The sequence below is a fragment of the Salinicola sp. NYA28a genome (assembly GCF_976982775.1).
The window spans coordinates 70,458-86,959 of record NZ_OZ334582.1 but is presented as its reverse complement, the minus strand read 5'-3'; the positions used below and the strand labels follow the sequence as shown (position 1 = coordinate 86,959).

Annotated in this window: 17 protein-coding genes and 2 tRNA genes; 16 read left to right on the top strand and 3 right to left on the bottom strand. The window is 60.0% G+C overall.

The features are described from left to right. Positions 1 to 4: 4 nt before the first annotated feature. Complete coding sequence (gene codA, locus ACWHY3_RS00400) at positions 5 to 1,279, top strand: cytosine deaminase (RefSeq protein ID WP_448127346.1); 1,275 nt, start codon at positions 5 to 7, stop codon at positions 1,277 to 1,279. 60 nt (positions 1,280 to 1,339) lie between these two features. On the opposite strand, the gene ACWHY3_RS00395 is transcribed toward codA, so the two are convergent. Beyond that, positions 1,340 to 2,032, bottom strand: coding sequence for a CvfB family protein (locus ACWHY3_RS00395; protein ID WP_448127345.1), 693 nt, complete (start codon positions 2,030 to 2,032; stop codon positions 1,340 to 1,342). Between the two features lie 309 nt (positions 2,033 to 2,341). Here ACWHY3_RS00395 and ACWHY3_RS00390 point away from each other — a divergent pair, with 309 nt between their 5' ends. Further along, on the top strand, positions 2,342 to 2,713 hold the full coding sequence (locus ACWHY3_RS00390) for a hypothetical protein (protein WP_087720296.1): 372 nt from the start codon (positions 2,342 to 2,344) through the stop codon (positions 2,711 to 2,713). Between the two features lie 247 nt (positions 2,714 to 2,960). After that, positions 2,961 to 3,335, top strand: a complete 375-nt coding sequence (locus ACWHY3_RS00385; protein ID WP_448127344.1) for a hypothetical protein — start codon at positions 2,961 to 2,963, stop codon at positions 3,333 to 3,335. Between the two features lie 244 nt (positions 3,336 to 3,579). Here the strand turns inward: ACWHY3_RS00385 and ACWHY3_RS00380 are convergent. Next, positions 3,580 to 3,662, bottom strand: a tRNA-OTHER gene (locus ACWHY3_RS00380). A 117-nt stretch (positions 3,663 to 3,779) separates the two neighbouring features. On the opposite strand from ACWHY3_RS00380, the gene ACWHY3_RS00375 reads away from it, so the two are divergent. The 11 genes from ACWHY3_RS00375 to ACWHY3_RS00325 all read left to right on the top strand — a co-directional run bounded on the left by ACWHY3_RS00375 (position 3,780) and on the right by ACWHY3_RS00325 (position 14,608). Then, on the top strand, positions 3,780 to 5,072 hold the full coding sequence (locus ACWHY3_RS00375) for a tyrosine-type recombinase/integrase (protein ID WP_448127343.1): 1,293 nt from the start codon (positions 3,780 to 3,782) through the stop codon (positions 5,070 to 5,072). 242 nt (positions 5,073 to 5,314) lie between these two features. Beyond that, positions 5,315 to 6,694, top strand: coding sequence for an IS1380 family transposase (locus tag ACWHY3_RS00370; protein WP_448127342.1), 1,380 nt, complete (start codon positions 5,315 to 5,317; stop codon positions 6,692 to 6,694). A gap of 1,140 nt (positions 6,695 to 7,834) precedes the next feature. Further along, a complete protein-coding gene (locus ACWHY3_RS00365; protein ID WP_448127341.1) occupies positions 7,835 to 8,050 on the top strand; it encodes a helix-turn-helix transcriptional regulator in 216 nt (71 codons plus the stop codon). Beyond that, entirely contained in the window at positions 8,047 to 8,334 is a 288-nt protein-coding gene (locus ACWHY3_RS00360) for a hypothetical protein (RefSeq protein WP_448127340.1), read from the top strand. The genes ACWHY3_RS00365 and ACWHY3_RS00360 overlap by 4 nt, the downstream gene beginning before the upstream one ends. Further along, positions 8,331 to 9,251 carry a toprim domain-containing protein gene (locus ACWHY3_RS00355; RefSeq protein WP_448127339.1) on the top strand — a complete coding sequence of 307 codons (921 nt, stop codon included), beginning with the start codon at positions 8,331 to 8,333 and terminating at the stop codon, positions 9,249 to 9,251. The genes ACWHY3_RS00360 and ACWHY3_RS00355 overlap by 4 nt, the downstream gene beginning before the upstream one ends. Then, entirely contained in the window at positions 9,248 to 10,768 is a 1,521-nt protein-coding gene (locus ACWHY3_RS00350; protein WP_448127338.1) for a DUF3631 domain-containing protein, read from the top strand. Before ACWHY3_RS00355 ends, ACWHY3_RS00350 begins: the two co-directional genes overlap by 4 nt. Beyond that, a complete protein-coding gene (locus ACWHY3_RS00345) occupies positions 10,765 to 11,070 on the top strand; it encodes a hypothetical protein (RefSeq protein WP_448127337.1) in 306 nt (101 codons plus the stop codon). The genes ACWHY3_RS00350 and ACWHY3_RS00345 overlap by 4 nt, the downstream gene beginning before the upstream one ends. Beyond that, complete coding sequence (locus tag ACWHY3_RS00340) at positions 11,063 to 11,617, top strand: hypothetical protein (protein ID WP_448127336.1); 555 nt, start codon at positions 11,063 to 11,065, stop codon at positions 11,615 to 11,617. Before ACWHY3_RS00345 ends, ACWHY3_RS00340 begins: the two co-directional genes overlap by 8 nt. Positions 11,618 to 11,789: 172 nt before the next feature. Further along, positions 11,790 to 12,785 carry a hypothetical protein gene (locus ACWHY3_RS00335; RefSeq protein WP_448127335.1) on the top strand — a complete coding sequence of 332 codons (996 nt, stop codon included), beginning with the start codon at positions 11,790 to 11,792 and terminating at the stop codon, positions 12,783 to 12,785. A gap of 43 nt (positions 12,786 to 12,828) precedes the next feature. Beyond that, the gene (locus ACWHY3_RS00330) at positions 12,829 to 13,251 is read left to right on the top strand and encodes a hypothetical protein (protein ID WP_448127334.1); all 423 of its coding nucleotides are present in this window, start codon (positions 12,829 to 12,831) and stop codon (positions 13,249 to 13,251) included. Further along, positions 13,238 to 14,608 carry a phage terminase large subunit gene (locus ACWHY3_RS00325; protein WP_448127333.1) on the top strand — a complete coding sequence of 457 codons (1,371 nt, stop codon included), beginning with the start codon at positions 13,238 to 13,240 and terminating at the stop codon, positions 14,606 to 14,608. The genes ACWHY3_RS00330 and ACWHY3_RS00325 overlap by 14 nt, the downstream gene beginning before the upstream one ends. 439 nt (positions 14,609 to 15,047) lie before the next feature. Here ACWHY3_RS00325 and ACWHY3_RS00320 read toward each other — a convergent pair. Continuing rightward, a tRNA-Arg gene (locus tag ACWHY3_RS00320) sits at positions 15,048 to 15,124 on the bottom strand. A 221-nt stretch (positions 15,125 to 15,345) separates the two neighbouring features. On the opposite strand from ACWHY3_RS00320, the gene ACWHY3_RS00315 reads away from it, so the two are divergent. Continuing rightward, the gene (locus tag ACWHY3_RS00315) at positions 15,346 to 15,651 is read left to right on the top strand and encodes a c-type cytochrome (protein WP_448127332.1); all 306 of its coding nucleotides are present in this window, start codon (positions 15,346 to 15,348) and stop codon (positions 15,649 to 15,651) included. A gap of 4 nt (positions 15,652 to 15,655) precedes the next feature. Continuing rightward, on the top strand, positions 15,656 to 16,495 hold the full coding sequence (gene thiM, locus ACWHY3_RS00310; protein WP_448127331.1) for a hydroxyethylthiazole kinase: 840 nt from the start codon (positions 15,656 to 15,658) through the stop codon (positions 16,493 to 16,495). Positions 16,496 to 16,502: the final 7 nt, after the last annotated feature.

The window sequence follows — 16,502 nt, the reverse complement described above, 5'->3', positions numbered from 1 at the left end:
CATCATGCATATCGTAAACTCTCGTCTACGCAACTCCTCCTCACTGCACACCTTGACCATCGAGAACGGTATCTTCACCGCCATCACCGAGCAGAGCGCCCCCGCGCCAGCGATGGACAATCATATCGATGCCGCAGGAAAACTGGTCTGCGCTCCCTTCGTGGAGCCTCATATCCACTTGGACGCTGCTCTGACCGCCGGCGAGCCCCACTGGAACCAGAGTGGCACGCTTTTCGAAGGTATCGAGCGTTGGAGCGAGCGCAAGCCAATGTTGAACGAAGAGGATATTCGCCACCGAGTGATGCGAACCGTTTCGCTCCTGGTGGCCAACGGCATCCAGCACATCCGTACCCATGCCGATATCACCGATCCCTCTCTCATAGGACTTCGAACGCTTTGCGCCATGCGCGAGGAACTCAAGGGACAGATCGAGTTGCAGGTGGTCGCCTTTCCTCAGGAAGGACTGCTCTCTTTTCCCGGTGGACTAGCGCTGATGGAACAGGCGCTAGAGGCAGGAGCAGACGTCATTGGCGGCATTCCGCATTTCGAGTACACCCAAGAACTAGGCGATGCTTCGATGAAAAAGGTCATTGAACTCGCGACCAAGTATGACCGCCTGGTCGACGTTCACTGCGACGAGATCGACGATCCCAGCTCCCGTTTTCTGGAAGTCCTGGCAAGTGAAGCACTGTTCAACGAATTGGGGGCTCGTGTCACCGCCAGCCATACCACGGCAATGCACTCCTATGATAACGCCTACTGCAGCAAGCTGTTTCGCCTGCTCAAGCGCTCCGGCATCAACTTCATTGCCTGTCCGACCGAAAGTATTCACCTCCAGGGGCGCTTCGACAGCTACCCCAAGCGGCGCGGTGTGACACGCGTCAAAGAACTCAACGAGGCTGGCATCAACGTCTGCTTCGCCGAGGATTCAATTCAAGACCCATGGTATTCGCTGGGTAATGGGAAATTGCTTCGCACGCTGGATTTCGGCCTACACATTTGCCAGATGATGGGTTACCAAGACCTCAAGCATTCGCTTGATCTCATCACCGACAATGGCGCGCGCACATTGAATATCGCAGATCGCTACGGCATCGAGATAGGAAACCCGGGGAACTTCATACTACTCGATGGTGAGGACGACTATAGCGTCCTGCGCAAGCAGGGGGATGTGCTTCTCTCTGTTCGCAACGGCCGGGTGCTAATGCGCCGGGAGCCGGAACGAGTGACAACCGCATTCGACAACCCCTCCGAAACGGATAAGCTGGCAACGCTCTGATAACGCGCGCTAGCTTACAGCTGACGCCGACGACCTCAGGTGAGATCGCGACCGCTCCGGTCACTCCTCGATCAGCCGGATGCCATCCTCTTCGATGACGATCCGTCGCTGCTTGTAGAGGCGGCCGATGGCCTGCTTGAAGGCATTCTTGCTGACGCCCAGCCGCGCCTTGATGGCGTCGGCCGGGCTCTTGTCGCCGAGCGCCAGGAACCCGCCGTTGTCGGCCAGCGCCGCCAGCACCTTGTCGCCGGCCACATCCAGACGCGCCTGCCCCGGCGGCAATAGCGATAGATCCAGGCGGGCGTCGTCGCGCACGCGACGGACATAACCTTCCACACGATCGCCGCGACGCAGCGGGCGCGACATGTCGTCGTGATACAACAGGCCCCAGAAGCGGCTGTTGACCACCGCCTTGGCGCCGAGATCGGTCAGATCGGAGATCACCAGCGATACCCGGTCGCCCGCCTTCAACCCTTCCGACTCGTCCCGCAGGAAGCGATCGAGCTTCATGCTGGCCACCGGGCGCATGCGGTCGTCGACGTAGATCATCACCAGAACGCGCTTGCCCTCGTCCGGGCGGAAGCGCTGCTCGCCGAACGGCAGCAGCAGATCCTTGGGGCGGCCCCAGTTCAGGAAGGCGCCGATATCGTTGACCTTCGTCACCCGTAGATAAGCGACATCGCCCACGTTGACCTGTGGCTCGGCAGCGCGTGACGATTCGGCGGGAGCATTATCCCGAGGCGTGCGGGTCATAAGGGGTTCTCTGCTGGCAAGCGATGGATGAGATGCTGCCATTATGGCGGGCGCGCCGGTATCGAGCAAAACCGTTCGAAAGCCCTGGCAGGAATGGGGAACTCGGCAGCCGGTTTGGCTGAATTCACACAACCGAAGGGAAAAGGTTTACACTCCAGAGCCAACCCATGGATTCGACCTTAGTATTAATCCTGTCGATAGTCGAATTCACTACGCGTGATTAGCAGACTAAAGAGTTGGCTCCCATAATGTCGCCACAGGTTGAGGCCGAGAGGTCATCAAGCAAAAAGACATTTTGGAGGTAACGCCATGAAAACTCGCATTCTCGCAGCCATCGCAATCGCCATCGCTCTGCCCGCTGTCGCCCAGGCCAACAGCGCCGTTGCCGAGCGTCATTTCGATCAGCAGAGCGAAGCGCTCAGCATCGAGCAGACCGCGCAGTACCACGCACTGCCGACTCGCTACAGCGCCGATACCGTCGATGGCGGCCACAGCACCGCTGCCGACCAGGCTCTGAAGAACGTGGCCGAATCCACTCAGCTGAGCACCGACGTCCAGCCGTCCCACAACAGCCTGATCGGTGAAGGTCAGAGCGCCGCTGCCGGCCAGGCACTGCAGAACGCTACCCAGACCGTCAGCAATGACAAGGGCAACGTCGAAGTGAACTTCGCCAGCCTGTAAGTCTTCGCCTTCGGGCACTGCGGCAGCGCTAGTCATCAGTGCTAGTCATCAAAGGGGCCTTCGGGCCCCTTTCTAGTTTCTTACCCTGCTTTCTATTTCATATTCAGGTTTATTCTCCAAGATCATTTCCATCGATAGCCTATTTCGCTGCATTTAATTAGCCATCTAACGGAAATCACCCGATAATGACATCACAGGTTGAGGCCAAGGGCCCAAGCCACAACAGATGATCATTGGAGGCAACACCATGAAAACCCGCATTCTCGCAGCCATCGCAATCGCCATTGCTCTGCCCACCGTCGCCCAGGCCAACAGCCTCGTGACCGAGCGTCATTTCGATCAGCAGAGCGAAGCGCTCAATATCGAACAGACCGCGCAGTACCACGCCCTGCCGACTCGCTACAGCGTCGATACCGTCACTGGCGGGCATAGCGCCGCAGCGGACCAGGCACTGCAGAACGTCGCCGACGCCACGCAACTCGCCACCAACATTTCGACCAGCCATAACCCGCTGGTGGGTGAAGGCCAGAGTGACGCCGCCGCCCAAGCACTGCAGCACGCTACCCAGAATGGCAGCAACGACCACGGCAACGTGGAAATGAGCTTCGTCAGCAACAGCTAATTGGCTGAGCGATGAGTAAAACAAGGGCCTTCGGGCCCTTTTTTGTGGGCGATTTTCAGCTCAAGGCAAAGATGAAAGCAGGGGAATGGGGTTCAACAGGATTGGAGCCTGCGACCCTGCCTTCGGACGCACTGATCGAGGCTGTAAATAATCTCGTTCCTGCACGAAATAGTCACGTCACGAATGGGCAACAAAAGGAGGGAATTTCAGAGGAAGGAAAAGCGTCAGGATTCATTGACTGGGATGGCGCGCCCAGCAGGATTCGAACCTGCGACCCCTGCCTTCGGAGAGCAAAACTCACATATTTTTAGCGACTCACATAGACGCCAAAACCCCCACAATATCTTGTCTTTAGCGCTTTTTACTGTCTGCGCTTGTCTATCAATGTAAGTGGTTATAGACTCCAATGGTGATTACCAAAGTGGTAACAGCCTGGAGCTAGCCGTGATAACCACCGACCGCCAGATTCAGTCCCTTAAGCCGGAAGCGTCCGTTTACTGGGAGGCTGTAAAGTCGCCACATGGTGGTGGCCTGGCTATTCGTGTCAGCACTGGTGGTGGCCGTAGCTGGTATGTCCGATACCGCTTCAATGGGAAGCAGGACGCCATGAACATCGGCACCTTCCCTGCCATGGGATTGAAGGAGGCGCGGGAGACTCACGCCGAAGTCCGTAACCTGCTGGCACAAGGCACCAATCCCAAGCGTGTCAGACGCCAACAGAAAGCCGAGAACCAAGCCGCCTGGACGATGCAGGAGCTTTTCCAGCAATGGATAGTCAGCTACGCCAAAGCGCCATCAACTCGTACAAAGCGTCCGCCGTCTGAAAAGGTGGTGGAGCAAACCGCCTGGCGCTGGGGCTACTACCTTCGCGACAACCTTGGCGAGTTCCTGGTTAAAGGTGTCAGCGTCCAGCAAGTGAAGGCCATCATCATCGAGGTGGCCGAGAATCAGAGCCGCGAGCAGGCCCGTAAGTGCCTAACCCTGCTGAAAGCGATGTTCGATCATGCCGAGCAGCGCGGCCAGATTGCCATCAACCCTGCCGTGGGCATCGAGCCTGCCCGGATCGGTGCCAGCAAGGGCGCACCACGTAAGCGCTATCTCTCACTGACCGAGCTTCGCCAAGTGTGGACGGCCCTCGATCAATCCGGCCTAACCGACACCCTCAAGAACGCCATCCGCCTACTGATCCTGACCGGCCAGCGCCGAGGCGAACTGCTGAAAGCCAAGTGGCGCGACATCGACTTGGACAAGGCTGTCTGGCGTATTCCCGCTACTGATACGAAGAATCGCCAAGCCCACACTGTTTACCTCTCTGACGCTGCCGTGGCGTTACTGCGCACCATGCCCAACGGTGGCGAATACGTCTTCCAAGGCCGCGTCGAAGGGCAGCCTATTGGCGATTCCAGCCTGACTACTGCCGTCATGCGCCTACAGGGACGCAAGACACGCGAACGCGACGAGAGCGCCCCGCTAGGGACGATGGAGCCATTCAGCGCCCACGATCTGCGTCGCACCTTTGCGACCGGCTTGGGCGAATACTGCGCGGTACAGCCTCACGTCATCGAGCGGATGCTTAATCACCAGCCGGAGGACGCGCTAGTCGCCGTTTATCAACACGCTGGGTACGCCGCCGAGCAGCAAGCCGCCTGGCAGGCATGGGGCGATCTGATCGCAAGTCAAGTCATGGTCGAGCCGGACAACGTGGTAGCGATGAAATTTTCCACAACGCAGGGGTGACTACCCCCGCAAACCCCGAAAAGAGGAATTTCTCGGTGGTCAGCGTGTTTTTCGTCGTTTTCAATCCGCTGCACCCCGCGCTTTACGGTGAAACTCCAGCGAGATCATAGACACCAACGAGCAATCCATGACGTTGACCCGGCTTATTCATGAGGCCGGCCCGAAAACGAAGATAGCGGATGGTATTCTCTTGAAAATTCAGTGTGTTCCGCCAAGAATCTGAACCAAGAGAGCCATCCGCTATGGGTGAAAGCCTATCCACCTGGACGCCCTCATGCAACGGCGCTGTCCGTGTTGAGCTGAGCGGCCAGCGCACTACCAGCGACAGCGGCGCTCTGCTGTTGCGTGAGGCCCTCGACAACAGCGGCGTGATTGAGGCGCTGGAAGACAATCTGGTCGATCGACGCCACCCGCTGCGCATCCTTCATTCGCTGGCCAGCCAGTTGCGTACCCTGGTGCTGCAGCGTGCGATGGGCTGGATCGACCTCAGCGATACCGACACGCTGCGCCGTGATCCGCTCTGGCAGCTGGCCTGCAGCGATGCGCGCGGGACAACGCCCCTGGCCCAGGACCGGCCCTCTCAAGCCACGCTGTCGCGGCTGCTGACCTGCCTCGGGCGCTGCGACAATATCGATGCCGTGCACGAAGGCCTGCTGCGACTGGTGATCTGGCGCCTGACCGCGCTGAAGAACGGCGAGCGCCCCAAGCAGCTGACGCTGGACATCGACGGCCTGCCGATCGAGGTCCACGGCCACCAGGGCGGCTCGGCCTATCATGGCCTGTACGGCGCGCGGATCTATTCACCGCTGGTCGCCTCGCTGGCAGAAACCGGCGACATGGTGGGCGGCCTGCTGCGCGAGGGCAACGCCGGCCCGGCCGAGAACGCCGACACCTGGATCCCGCATCTGGTGCGGCGACTCAACGAGAGCACCGGCGCCCAGGTTCGGGTGCGCATCGACGCCGGTTTCACCGACAACGCGACGCTGGAGGCCCTGGAAGAGTGCGACATCGAGTACCTGGGCCGGCTGCGCAGTCACACTGGCCTGCAGAAGTTGGCAGCGCCACTTCTGAAGCGGCCACCTGGCCGGCCACCCGAGCAGCCTCGCGAGTGGTGCCACGATCTGGAGTATCAAGCGGGCTCTTGGTCGGCACCGCGTCGCGTGGTGCTGGTGGTGCAGGAACGCCCCGATGACCTGCTGCTGCATGCCTTCTTCCTGGTCACCAACCTCGGCAAGTTCGACTGGCCGCCGGAGAAGGTCCTGGCGCTCTACCGCAAGCGCGGCAGCGCCGAGGCGCACATGGGCGAGGTGAAGTCGGCGCTCGACGTGCACCTCTCGTCGACCGATCGCGGCGCCTCCACCGTTCAGGACGTGATGGCACGCAACGAGGTGAGCCTGCTGCTCAGCCTCTACGCCTACCAGGTCCTGCATGGCCTGCGCTGCCTGCTGGAGCGGCAGACCCGGCAAGGCTGGAGCCTCAGCCGGATGCGCGAGCAGGTGCTGAAGGTCGCCGCCACGCTGAGACTGCACGCTCGGCGAATCACCGTTCATCTGGGTGCCGCCGCCGACAAGTGGTGGCCGACGCTGCTGAAGGGGCTGCCGAAGCTGACCGCACTGAGCTGACGCTCCTGCGAGACCACCACAGCATCAGTAAGCGAGCGACCGGAGCGGCGGGCGGCGATCACGGCTGCTTGGACGGTCGCCATTGATTCCAAAGAGCTATAAGGAAGCGGGGAAATTTCAGCGTTTTGGCATTACTCAACAGCTATTCGCGCTGAAGAAGCCGATCCTGATAAGCGATGCCACCAGTCAGTACCTTCAGACCGCTCAATCAGCACCCTCGTGAATGAGGCGGGGTTGAGAGATAAGATTCGAGAAATGATTAATCACACGGTGCCGGAAGAGAGTGGAGAGCAGCGGAAGGATGCGGACGATTCTAGAGCAGTCCTGATGAGTGAAACGCGATGAATCACCATGCATCCATGCAAGGTTACGCATATGAGTTCTCTCATATGCGCCCGCGCATATCGCGACAGGCATTCAGCAGGCGATTGGAGGCGACAAGCAATGCAGCAACCTATACGAGAAAATGCGACTGAATCGCATAAAGGTCACAAGAAAACCTTGTAGCCATGCGGGTTGTAGCGGGAAAAGGTCGGTGGTGGTAAGCGGTACTTACGAGAGATGGCATCACGAATTGTGATGTTTAGGTGGTGTGGTGGGGACCACACAAGACTTTAAGCCAGCTTACATCGTAGCCCTGAACCATCGGTTCGCGATTTCAGTAGCGCCACTGATACGCGAACGTATCGTCAGGAATCATCCACAAGAAACACACAGAAGAAAGTATGGATCGCGCATTGCAGTGCGCCATGTATGTAATTATATTCAGGGATGTATCTGGAGAGCTGGAAGCTGGATACAAAAGAACCCCGCCTAGGCGAGGTTCGTAAAGCAGGGGGTGTGAAGCGTCAGTTTTAGCGGACAGACCGCTTCGCACCCCCACCACCTGACCAGAAGACAGTCAGGAGTAAAGCAGGATGGAAAGCTACAGACACGCCAATGCGTCGCTCGAAGGTGCTACCAACACCCAAGAGAACGTCATTAGCCAGTCTGTTAGAGAGCGATCCACCGAGGAACATTGTTCCTTGCCCTGGATATTAGCGGTGCTATTGGCGTCAATGCAAATAGCTTGGCGTCTGCCGCTATATCTCTGCCTTGCCCCCTGTCTGTCTGCTGGCATCCGATAAAAGGATCAAGGCAATGACAGCCAACCCTTCAAAACGTCTCGCCACTGAACGCGAAGCCGCCCAGTATCTCGGCTGCGCACCTACCACCCTTCGCCAAAGCCGCTGGTCTGGCGTGCTTTTCGGCAACCCCGCTCCCAAGCATCTCAAGCTTGGCTCCCGATCTATTCGCTACGACCTGACGACGCTAGACAAGTGGCTCTCCTCGATCACTCAGGAGCATGCCCAATGACTACGCCAACCAAGATCGAAGCCTATCTTCCCGCCGAAGCCGTTGCCGTACGCCCTGACCTGCTGCCTGGCGTCCATATCGACGCGATGACAGCAACGATCAATCACGTCCAAGGCGCTATCACTACTGTCGAAGTGCTGCTGGGCGAAGCCTGCGAAGACCGCCCCGCCGATCACGTTCTGTCCGCGATGCTGGCAGGTGTGGAGACACAACTGGCCGTGCTGACCGCGCTTTGCAATCACGCTCACGAGACAAGCGAGCCGAAGGCCGGGGAGGATGAATGACCCCACAAAAAAGAACGCCCACGCTTGGGGGAGCACGGGCGGTAAGGCATACGTTCGGGAACCAGATTGCCATCGAAACAAAACTGGCTGACGACATTCTGACCCATACCGGCCTTGCCGTCACCCCCGTAGCCGATGGCTCCATTCGCCGCTTCGATCATCCCGATAAAGGCCGTGGCAACAAGCGTGTCTGGTACTCGTGCCGGCACGACTTCGGCTGCTGGGGCGTATGGGGGCTGATCGATACCCGCTACATCTTCCCCGATGCCGATCCCGACCCGGAAGCGGCCCGGAAAGCCCGCGAGAGAGCCGAGGAAGCCAAGCATGAACGCCAAGCCGAGCGGGAGCGCCAGCAAGCGCTGACGGCTTCCCTGTGCCGTTCCGAGTGGCCTACCCTGCCGCGACCCAACCCATCGTTTCCCTACGCCCTGCGCAAGCGCGTCGAGCCGCTGGGGCTGCGCCAACAAGGCGACAAGCTGGTGGTGCCGCTGACCGATGGCGAACGCCTGGTGAACTGGCAGACCATCGACCATGACGGCGGCAAACGCTTTCGCCCTGGTGGCCGCGTCAAGGGCTGTTATCACCCCATTGGCGCGATCCACGACGATCAACCGTTACTGATCGCCGAAGGCTGGGCAACTGGCGCAACGCTGAACATGGCAACCGGCTACCCCGTCGCTTGTGCCATGAATGCGGGCAACCTTCGTGCCGTGGCCGAAAGCCTGCGAGCGCGGTATCCCGCCATCTCGATCATCGTCTGTGGCGATAACGATCACCAGACAGCCGGGAATCCGGGCATCACGAAGGCCAAGGACGCCGCCGCTGCCGTGGGTGGCCGCTGTATCTGGCCCGAAGCTGCCGAAGGCGTGACGGACTTCAACGACGCCATGCGGGATGGCCGGGAGGTGTGTCTATGACGCCATCCGACATCAAGGACGCCATCGACAACGCCCCGACGCCGCTGGAGCAGGTACAGGCAGCCATCGCCAAGGTGGAGGACGATCCTGGCGCACTGTTCGAGGCGTCAATCCTCGATCTGATCGCGCAGATTCGCCAAGACAGCCCCGCCGACTGGCAGCGCATCCGGGCAGCCGCGAAGGACGCCAAGGTACAGGTTTCCGAACTGGACAAGCTGACCCGCGCCGCGACTACCAATCAGGACGACAAGCTATTTCCGGAGATCCAGCCGTGGGATACCCCGGTAGACGGTGCCGCACTGGTTCGGGAGCTATCCGACACGCTGCGCCAGTTTGTGGTGTGTGAGCCCGAGGTGGCCGACGCTGCTGCGCTCTGGATCGTCTTTACCTGGTTCGTCCACTGCGTCCACGTGGCTCCCATCGCCAACATCACGGCACCGCTGCCCAACTGCGGAAAGTCGACGCTGCTGGAATTCATGGAAGCGTTCGCTTTCCAGCCACTCAAGTGCGACGGGATTAGTCCCGCCGCCTTGTTTCGTTCGATGGCGAAGTGGCGACCGGCCCTGCTGATCGATGAGGTCGATACGTTCCTACGGGACAACGAAGACGCCCGAGGCGTACTTAATTCCGGCCATCGGCGCAACGGCTACATCATCCGCGTGGTGGGAGACGACCACGAGCCCAAGCGCTTCGCGACCTACGGGGCCAAGGCGCTGTGCGGTATCGGCAGCATCGCCAACACGCTCGCCAGCCGCTCGATTCGCCTAGAGCTGCGCCGCAAGCTGCCCCACGAGACGGTGAAGAACATCCGATTCATGGAAGCCGAGCAGCGGGAACGCCTGCAAAGCCAACTGGCACGACTACAGGAGGACACCGCCGAAGCTGTCGCCAACGCACGCCCAGCGCCCATTACCGGCCTGAGCAATCGCGCCGCCGATAACTGGGAGCCAATGCAGCAAATCGCCGAGGCCATCGGCGGTGAATGGCCCGAGCGCGTCCGCTTGCTGGCGATCAAGATCACGCAGATGGATGACAGCGAGCAAGCGCCAGACGTTGGTGTGGAGCTGCTGAAAGACATCAAGGCCGTGTTCGATGACAAGCGTGCCGACCGGATCTTTACCGCCGATCTGACGGAGGCACTTTGGGCCGATGGTGAAGCGCCGTGGAATACCTGGAACCGTGGCAAGCCGATAACCGCCCGGCAAGTGGCGGCGAAGCTGGGGGGATTCGGTATCAAGTCGCGTGAAGTGCGGATTGGAGCATTGCACAAGAAGGGCTATCTGCTGGAGGACTTCCGCGACGCCTTCAAGCGATACCTTTCTGCTGTATCCCCGGTTTCATCCGCGACACCGCGACAAGCCAGTAACCACGCGGGTTTCAGCGATACCGCATCCGCGACAACTCGGGAGAATGTCGCGGATAAGAATCAGCGTCAGGCCAGTAACCGCGCGGGTTGTCGCGGTGTCGCGGATAAATCCCCCTGGCCGAAAGCCAGTGGCGGGGAGACGTTCGAATGAGCGCCATCGACTATCTCCGCACCCACGAACTACACGCCGAGCCGCTGCCCGGTGAACGCCTGTACGTCTGGCCCTCCGAAAACATCACCGATGACATTCGCGTCTGGATCAAGTCTCACAAGGCGGCACTGCTGCGCGAGCTGATCCCAGCCAACGATGACCGCCTGATGGCCTGGCGGGTACTCCGCGATGGCCGACCCTTTACGACGATGGTCGGTCGTCTACTCACTCACGATGAAGCCCTGCTATCGGCACAAAGTCGGTGGCCCCATTGGAATATCGAGGTAAAGCCCAATGTCTGACATCGAAGCACTGCAAACCGAAAACGACGCGCTGAAAGCCAAGAACGCCGAGCTACTGGACGAGCTGAAACGCGCCAAGAAATCCCGTGAATCCGAGGGATTAAGAGAGCAGGTGGAAAAGCTGGAGGCTGAGAAAGGCGAGCTTTCCGACCAAATCCACCAACTGACGTTCGAGAAGCCGGTAAACGAGTTCTTCAAGAGCGTCTGCCCGGCTGCCAGCGCCCTACGCCAGACATTTTCGGAGCACTTCGATATTGCCCGTGGCGAGGATGGGAAGTTCTACATCAACGACAAGGACGGCAACCCCACGCTGAAAACCGTCAAGGTGGGTCAGTATGGCGAGGAACATCATCCGCGAGAGCTGACACTCGATAACCTGCATGACCTGGCGGGCGATCATGGCCTCGAGGATATTCGTTACTTCCTACCCAAAGCCACGGGAAGTGGTGCGCCCGGCAGCACTTACCGACGCGCACCGCGCCCACCGGCCAATGACGATAAACCCGAAGAAAAGCCGCTCAATCGCCCACAATTAGGCATGAGGTGATATAATTGCTGTACCGACTGGCGGCCCCTGTGGGGCTGCCTTTCGTTACCCTTCCTCCCTGTGGGAGATGCGCACCAGCCGCACAAGCTGGGACTTGATCGCCTGTGGCGAACCCTCCCGAGACCTGTGGTCCGTGAGAATCACTCAATCCTTATTATCAAGGTGATTCATCATGGCCGTTACACGCCTGACCGACATTATCGAACCGCAAGTTTTCACCGCTTACATTCTGCAAGAGACGATGCAGAAGACGGCACTTTTCCAATCCGGTGTCGCGGTGAATAACGCGGAAATTGCCCGCCAACTCAAAGCAGGCGCTCACGCTTTTAACGTCCCGTTCTGGCTCGACCTGGGCGACGACGAAGCCGACATCGTTAACGATGATCCAGATATTCACTCCACGCCAAGCAAGATCGGTAGCGGCAAGCAGATTGTCCGCAAGTCGTTCCTGCACAAGTCATGGTCTGCGATGAATCTGGCTTCCGAGATTGCCGGGGATAACGCCCTACAGCGCATCCAGAGCCGCGTGCAAGCCTACTGGGACCGTCAGATGCAGCGACGCCTTATCGCGTCTCTCAATGGCGTTATGGCGGGAAATATCGCCAATAACTCCGGAGATATGGTGCTGGACATTACCGGCGAGACTGGCGCGGCGGCTGTCTTCGGTGCTGAAGCTGTCATCGACGCCACCGGCACGCTGGGCGACTCGCTGAGCAACCTGACCGGGATCGCGATGCACTCCGCCATCTACCGCCGTGCGCTCAAGAATGACCTAATCGAGTTCATTCCCGACAGCCAAGGCGGCACCATCGCCACCTTCCGGGGGCTGGCAACCATCGTGGATGATGGCCTGCCCGCTGACACCGAAGCCGGGGTGTTCACGTCCGTGCTGTTCGGGGCTGGTGCCGTGGGCTACGCGCTGGCCGAACCGACCATCGCCGAAGGCACGCAGACCGAAGACATCCCGTCCGCCGGTCGTGGTGGTGGTCAACAAATCCTGCATTCCCGCCTGAACGTCGCGATTCACCCGGCTGGCTTTAGCTGGGCCGAGGGCGACATCGCCGACGAGTCTCCGACCCTGGCCGAACTGGCCGATCCGTCGCACTGGCTGCGCACCGCTGAACGCAAGGCCGTCAATCTGGCGTTCCTGAAAGCCAAGATCGCTTGAACCGGATACCCCCACCGAAAGGTGGGGATTTAGGAGATTCGTTATGGCTGGTAAACCCGACCGCGTGAAGTGTACCGCTTCACAGAAGAAACCCCCGAAGCACACTGCTGACAAGGTTCTGGAGATGTCGAAGAACGGCGTCTCGATCAAGGGCATCGCCCACGGGCTGAACATTTCCGCCGATCTGTTCCGCGCCTGGCGTGAGAACTACCCCGAGATTCAAAAGGCGCTGGATGAAGGCCGCGAGCGTGAGCATGGCGAGCTGCACGGCGCACTGATGGAGCAGGCAAGGGCCGGTAACGTCACGGCGTCCATCTTCCTGCTGAAATGCCGCCACGGGTATCGCGAAGGCGATCAAGGCGACCTGGCCAACCGAGTATCAGTGACATTCAATCTACCGGGGCCGCAGTCCGTCGAGGACTTTTCCAAGGTGATTAACGGGGAGGTGGATCGTGGAGACGATTAGCCTTAACCCGTTTCAGCAAAAAGTGCTGCAACTGCCCGAGGAGTACGACGTGTTCCTGGGCGGTGGCCGTGGTGGCGGCAAGTCGTACACCCTGGCACTGCTGGCGATGCGTCACGTTGAAATGTACGGCGACCGCGCCCGGATTCTCTATCTTCGGCGAACCTACAAGGGGCTTGCTGACTTCGAGCTGATTACCCGCGAGCTATTCGGCATGGTTTACGGCACGGGCGCACGCTACAACGCCGGGGAGCACGTCTGGCGCTTCCCCAATAACGGCTATATGGAGCTGGGCCAGCTTGAGAGCCACGCCGATTACACGAAGTATCAGGGCCGATCCTTCACCCTGCTGATGGTGGATGAAGCCGGACAGTATCCGTTGCCCGACCTGCTGGACATCATGCGATCCAACCTGCGCGGCCCCGCCGATATGCCGGTCAGAGTCGTGGTGGCAGCCAACCCCGGCGGCCCTGGGCATCATTGGCTGGCGAAGCGCTACGTCTTTCAGGAGAAGCCGTGGAAGCCGTTTTATGAAGGCAAGTCGAAACGCCAGTGGATCTACGCGCCCTCGACCTTCATCGGCAATCAATTCATCGACACCGCGCAGTATCGTGACCAACTCCAGAGCGCGTGCCCGGACGATCCCGAGCTATTGCGAGCGTGGGTTGATGGCGATTGGGCGGTAAACCGTGGCGCGTACTTCGCCAACGTCATCGACGAGAACCGCAACGCCACTGCCCCGTGGGATCACATCCCCGAAGACTGGATCGTCTATCTCTGCCACGACTTCGGCTCCAGCGCCCCGTCAGTGACCTACATCTGTGCCGTGTCACCTGGTGGCATCGGGCCGGATGGTCAGCACTACGCGAGAGATTCGATTGTCCTGGTGGATGAGCTGGCGACCAACCGGCGGGAGAACCTGAACGCGGGGCTAGGCTGGACCGTTCCCGTTCTGGCTGACGAGATCAGGAAGTGGTGCCTTGAATGGGACGTGAAGCCAAAGGGTGTGGCTGATGATGCCATCTTCGCCCGTACCGGCTCCGGGGCTGGCAGCATTGCCGACGAGTTCCGAAAGGAGGGAGTGACCTTCGAGCCAGCACGCAAGGCGGATCGCCTGACCGGCTGGAACATCATGCGCCGCCTACTCGCCGAAGCGGGGAAACCTGATCGCCCTGGGCTGTATATCGCCCGGCACTGCAAGTATTTCTGGGACACCGTGCCTTATCTCGCCCGTGACCAGAAGCGCGTCGAAGACCTGGAGAGTACCGGCCCGGACCACGCTGCCGACGCGGTGCGATATGGCTGTCTGAGACGTGAGCCGATCAAAGCAGGAAGTGTAGTGGTCGCTGGCTTCCGATAGCAGCGATGGGGATTAGTCGGCGAGTGCCCCACTTCGAGAAAACCCCGACAGCCTGCGCGTCACTTCGACATTGTGGCGGCGGCAGGCACTCCAAGGTATGGCCGCTCTGACCACGCCTTAATATGGGAAATCCCACCTTTACCGCTGTGCAAATCTGCATGACGCCAATGAGCGGAAAACTGCGCTGGTTGCCGATGCGAAGATCGTCGCAACGAGGATTGCATCGAGGATATGACAGCGAAACGGAATTTTAGTTAGAAGCTATTAGGAATGTGATTGTGATAGGCGCTTTCGTGCGTTTGCCCTGAGCTAAAAAAGTGGGCGAAAAACGATCATCGAAAGCTTTGGGATTGCGCTTTGTGATTACCAGAGTGGTTACAGGCGCGAGAATCAGTCTGGAAGAGGTATCTAAGAATATCGCTAAGTGACTGATTTTAAATGGCGCGCCCAGAAGGATTCGAACCTTCGACCCCTGCCTTCGGAGGGCAGTACTCTATCCAGCTGAGCTATGGGCGCGCAATGACGTGGCGGTGCGGCGATGACCTGGGTGACCAAGGATAGCCCCAGGAGAGCCAGAGCCGCTTGCCAACAGCGCGCCATCCTAACCGCTCGGCCATTGGCTGTCCAGCCAGGGCGTCATCGCGGTCGCGACGGCTTTCGCGTCTGCAGGGCATGATTATACTGAAGACCCGACAACACGATAAACGGATGTCTCGACCGATGACGATGAGGCCAACATGAACTTGAAACTCCCCCTGGCGTTAACGGCTGCCCTGCTGACCTCGATGCTGGCAGTCCAGGCTCAGGCCGCCGACGGTGAAGCCATCTTCGAGGACAACTGTGCCGGTTGTCATGACGGCGGTGGCGCGCCGCAGATCGGCGACAACGACGCCTGGCAGTCACGGATCGACGAAGGCATGGATGAGCTGTATGCCAATGCGATCAACGGCGTCGGCGGCATGCCGGCCAAGGGCGGCAACGCGGACCTCACCGATGGCGAGGTCAAGGCAGCCGTCGACTACATCGTCGATGAAAGCGAGTGACGGCATGACCGAGGCACCGCTCCAGACGAGTGAGTGGCAGCAGCGCCTGCTGGCAACACGTGAACGGCTGCGCGAGCGGGCACCGCTCGTGCATTGCCTGACCAATCAGGTCACCGTCAATTTCATCGCCAATGCGTTACTGGCGGCAGGCGCTTCGCCAGCGATGACCGATCATCCCGAGGAGGCCGGGAGCCTGGCCGCAGCAGCAGACGCCGTGCTGATCAATCTGGGCACGCCCAACGCGGAGAGCCTGGAGGCGATGCGACGAGCGAGCCAGGCCGCCAACGAGGCCAGGAGGCCCTGGGTACTCGATCCGGTCGGGGCGGCGGCGCTGCCGTTGCGGCGAGACGTGAGTCTCGAGTTGATGACCAGTCGCCCGGCGGTGATGCGCGGCAATGCCTCGGAGATTATGGCGCTGGCAGAGGCCGGCGCTCGTGGCCACGGGGTCGATACTCGGCACGAATCGCAGGATGCGCTTGCCGCTGCCAATGATTTGCTGGCTCATGCGGAAGGCATCGCGATTTCCGGACGGGTCGACCGCTTGCTGGGCCGCTCGACCACCGATACCTACCCGATCACGATCAGCCTTGCCGGCGGCAGTGCGTGGCAGCCTCGGGTGACGGGAACCGGCTGCGCGCTGGGTGCATTGATCGCCGCTTATCTAGCGGTCGCCGACACGCCGCTGGATGCCATGGTCGCCGCTCATGCCCACGCGGCTGCAGCCGCCGAGCAGGCCGAACGAACGGCTCACGGGCCGGGGAGCTTCGCGGTGGCGTGGCTGGACGCGCTGGATAGCGTCGACCTAGCGGGCTTTCTCTCGGATCGCCGGAGGCTAGATTGCTAGCATCGCC

What these genes read in the sequence shown, in the direction of transcription:
- codA (WP_448127346.1), top strand. Translation starts at nt 5, where the DNA reads ATGCATATCGTAAACTCTCGTCTACGCAACTCCTCCTCACTGCACACC.
- ACWHY3_RS00395 (WP_448127345.1), bottom strand. Translation starts at nt 2,032, where the DNA reads ATGACCCGCACGCCTCGGGATAATGCTCCCGCCGAATCGTCACGCGCT.
- ACWHY3_RS00390 (WP_087720296.1), top strand. Translation starts at nt 2,342, where the DNA reads ATGAAAACTCGCATTCTCGCAGCCATCGCAATCGCCATCGCTCTGCCC.
- ACWHY3_RS00385 (WP_448127344.1), top strand. Translation starts at nt 2,961, where the DNA reads ATGAAAACCCGCATTCTCGCAGCCATCGCAATCGCCATTGCTCTGCCC.
- ACWHY3_RS00370 (WP_448127342.1), top strand. Translation starts at nt 5,315, where the DNA reads ATGGGTGAAAGCCTATCCACCTGGACGCCCTCATGCAACGGCGCTGTC.
- ACWHY3_RS00365 (WP_448127341.1), top strand. Translation starts at nt 7,835, where the DNA reads ATGACAGCCAACCCTTCAAAACGTCTCGCCACTGAACGCGAAGCCGCC.
- ACWHY3_RS00360 (WP_448127340.1), top strand. Translation starts at nt 8,047, where the DNA reads ATGACTACGCCAACCAAGATCGAAGCCTATCTTCCCGCCGAAGCCGTT.
- ACWHY3_RS00355 (WP_448127339.1), top strand. Translation starts at nt 8,331, where the DNA reads ATGACCCCACAAAAAAGAACGCCCACGCTTGGGGGAGCACGGGCGGTA.
- ACWHY3_RS00350 (WP_448127338.1), top strand. Translation starts at nt 9,248, where the DNA reads ATGACGCCATCCGACATCAAGGACGCCATCGACAACGCCCCGACGCCG.
- ACWHY3_RS00345 (WP_448127337.1), top strand. Translation starts at nt 10,765, where the DNA reads ATGAGCGCCATCGACTATCTCCGCACCCACGAACTACACGCCGAGCCG.
- ACWHY3_RS00340 (WP_448127336.1), top strand. Translation starts at nt 11,063, where the DNA reads ATGTCTGACATCGAAGCACTGCAAACCGAAAACGACGCGCTGAAAGCC.
- ACWHY3_RS00335 (WP_448127335.1), top strand. Translation starts at nt 11,790, where the DNA reads ATGGCCGTTACACGCCTGACCGACATTATCGAACCGCAAGTTTTCACC.
- ACWHY3_RS00330 (WP_448127334.1), top strand. Translation starts at nt 12,829, where the DNA reads ATGGCTGGTAAACCCGACCGCGTGAAGTGTACCGCTTCACAGAAGAAA.
- ACWHY3_RS00315 (WP_448127332.1), top strand. Translation starts at nt 15,346, where the DNA reads ATGAACTTGAAACTCCCCCTGGCGTTAACGGCTGCCCTGCTGACCTCG.
- thiM (WP_448127331.1), top strand. Translation starts at nt 15,656, where the DNA reads ATGACCGAGGCACCGCTCCAGACGAGTGAGTGGCAGCAGCGCCTGCTG.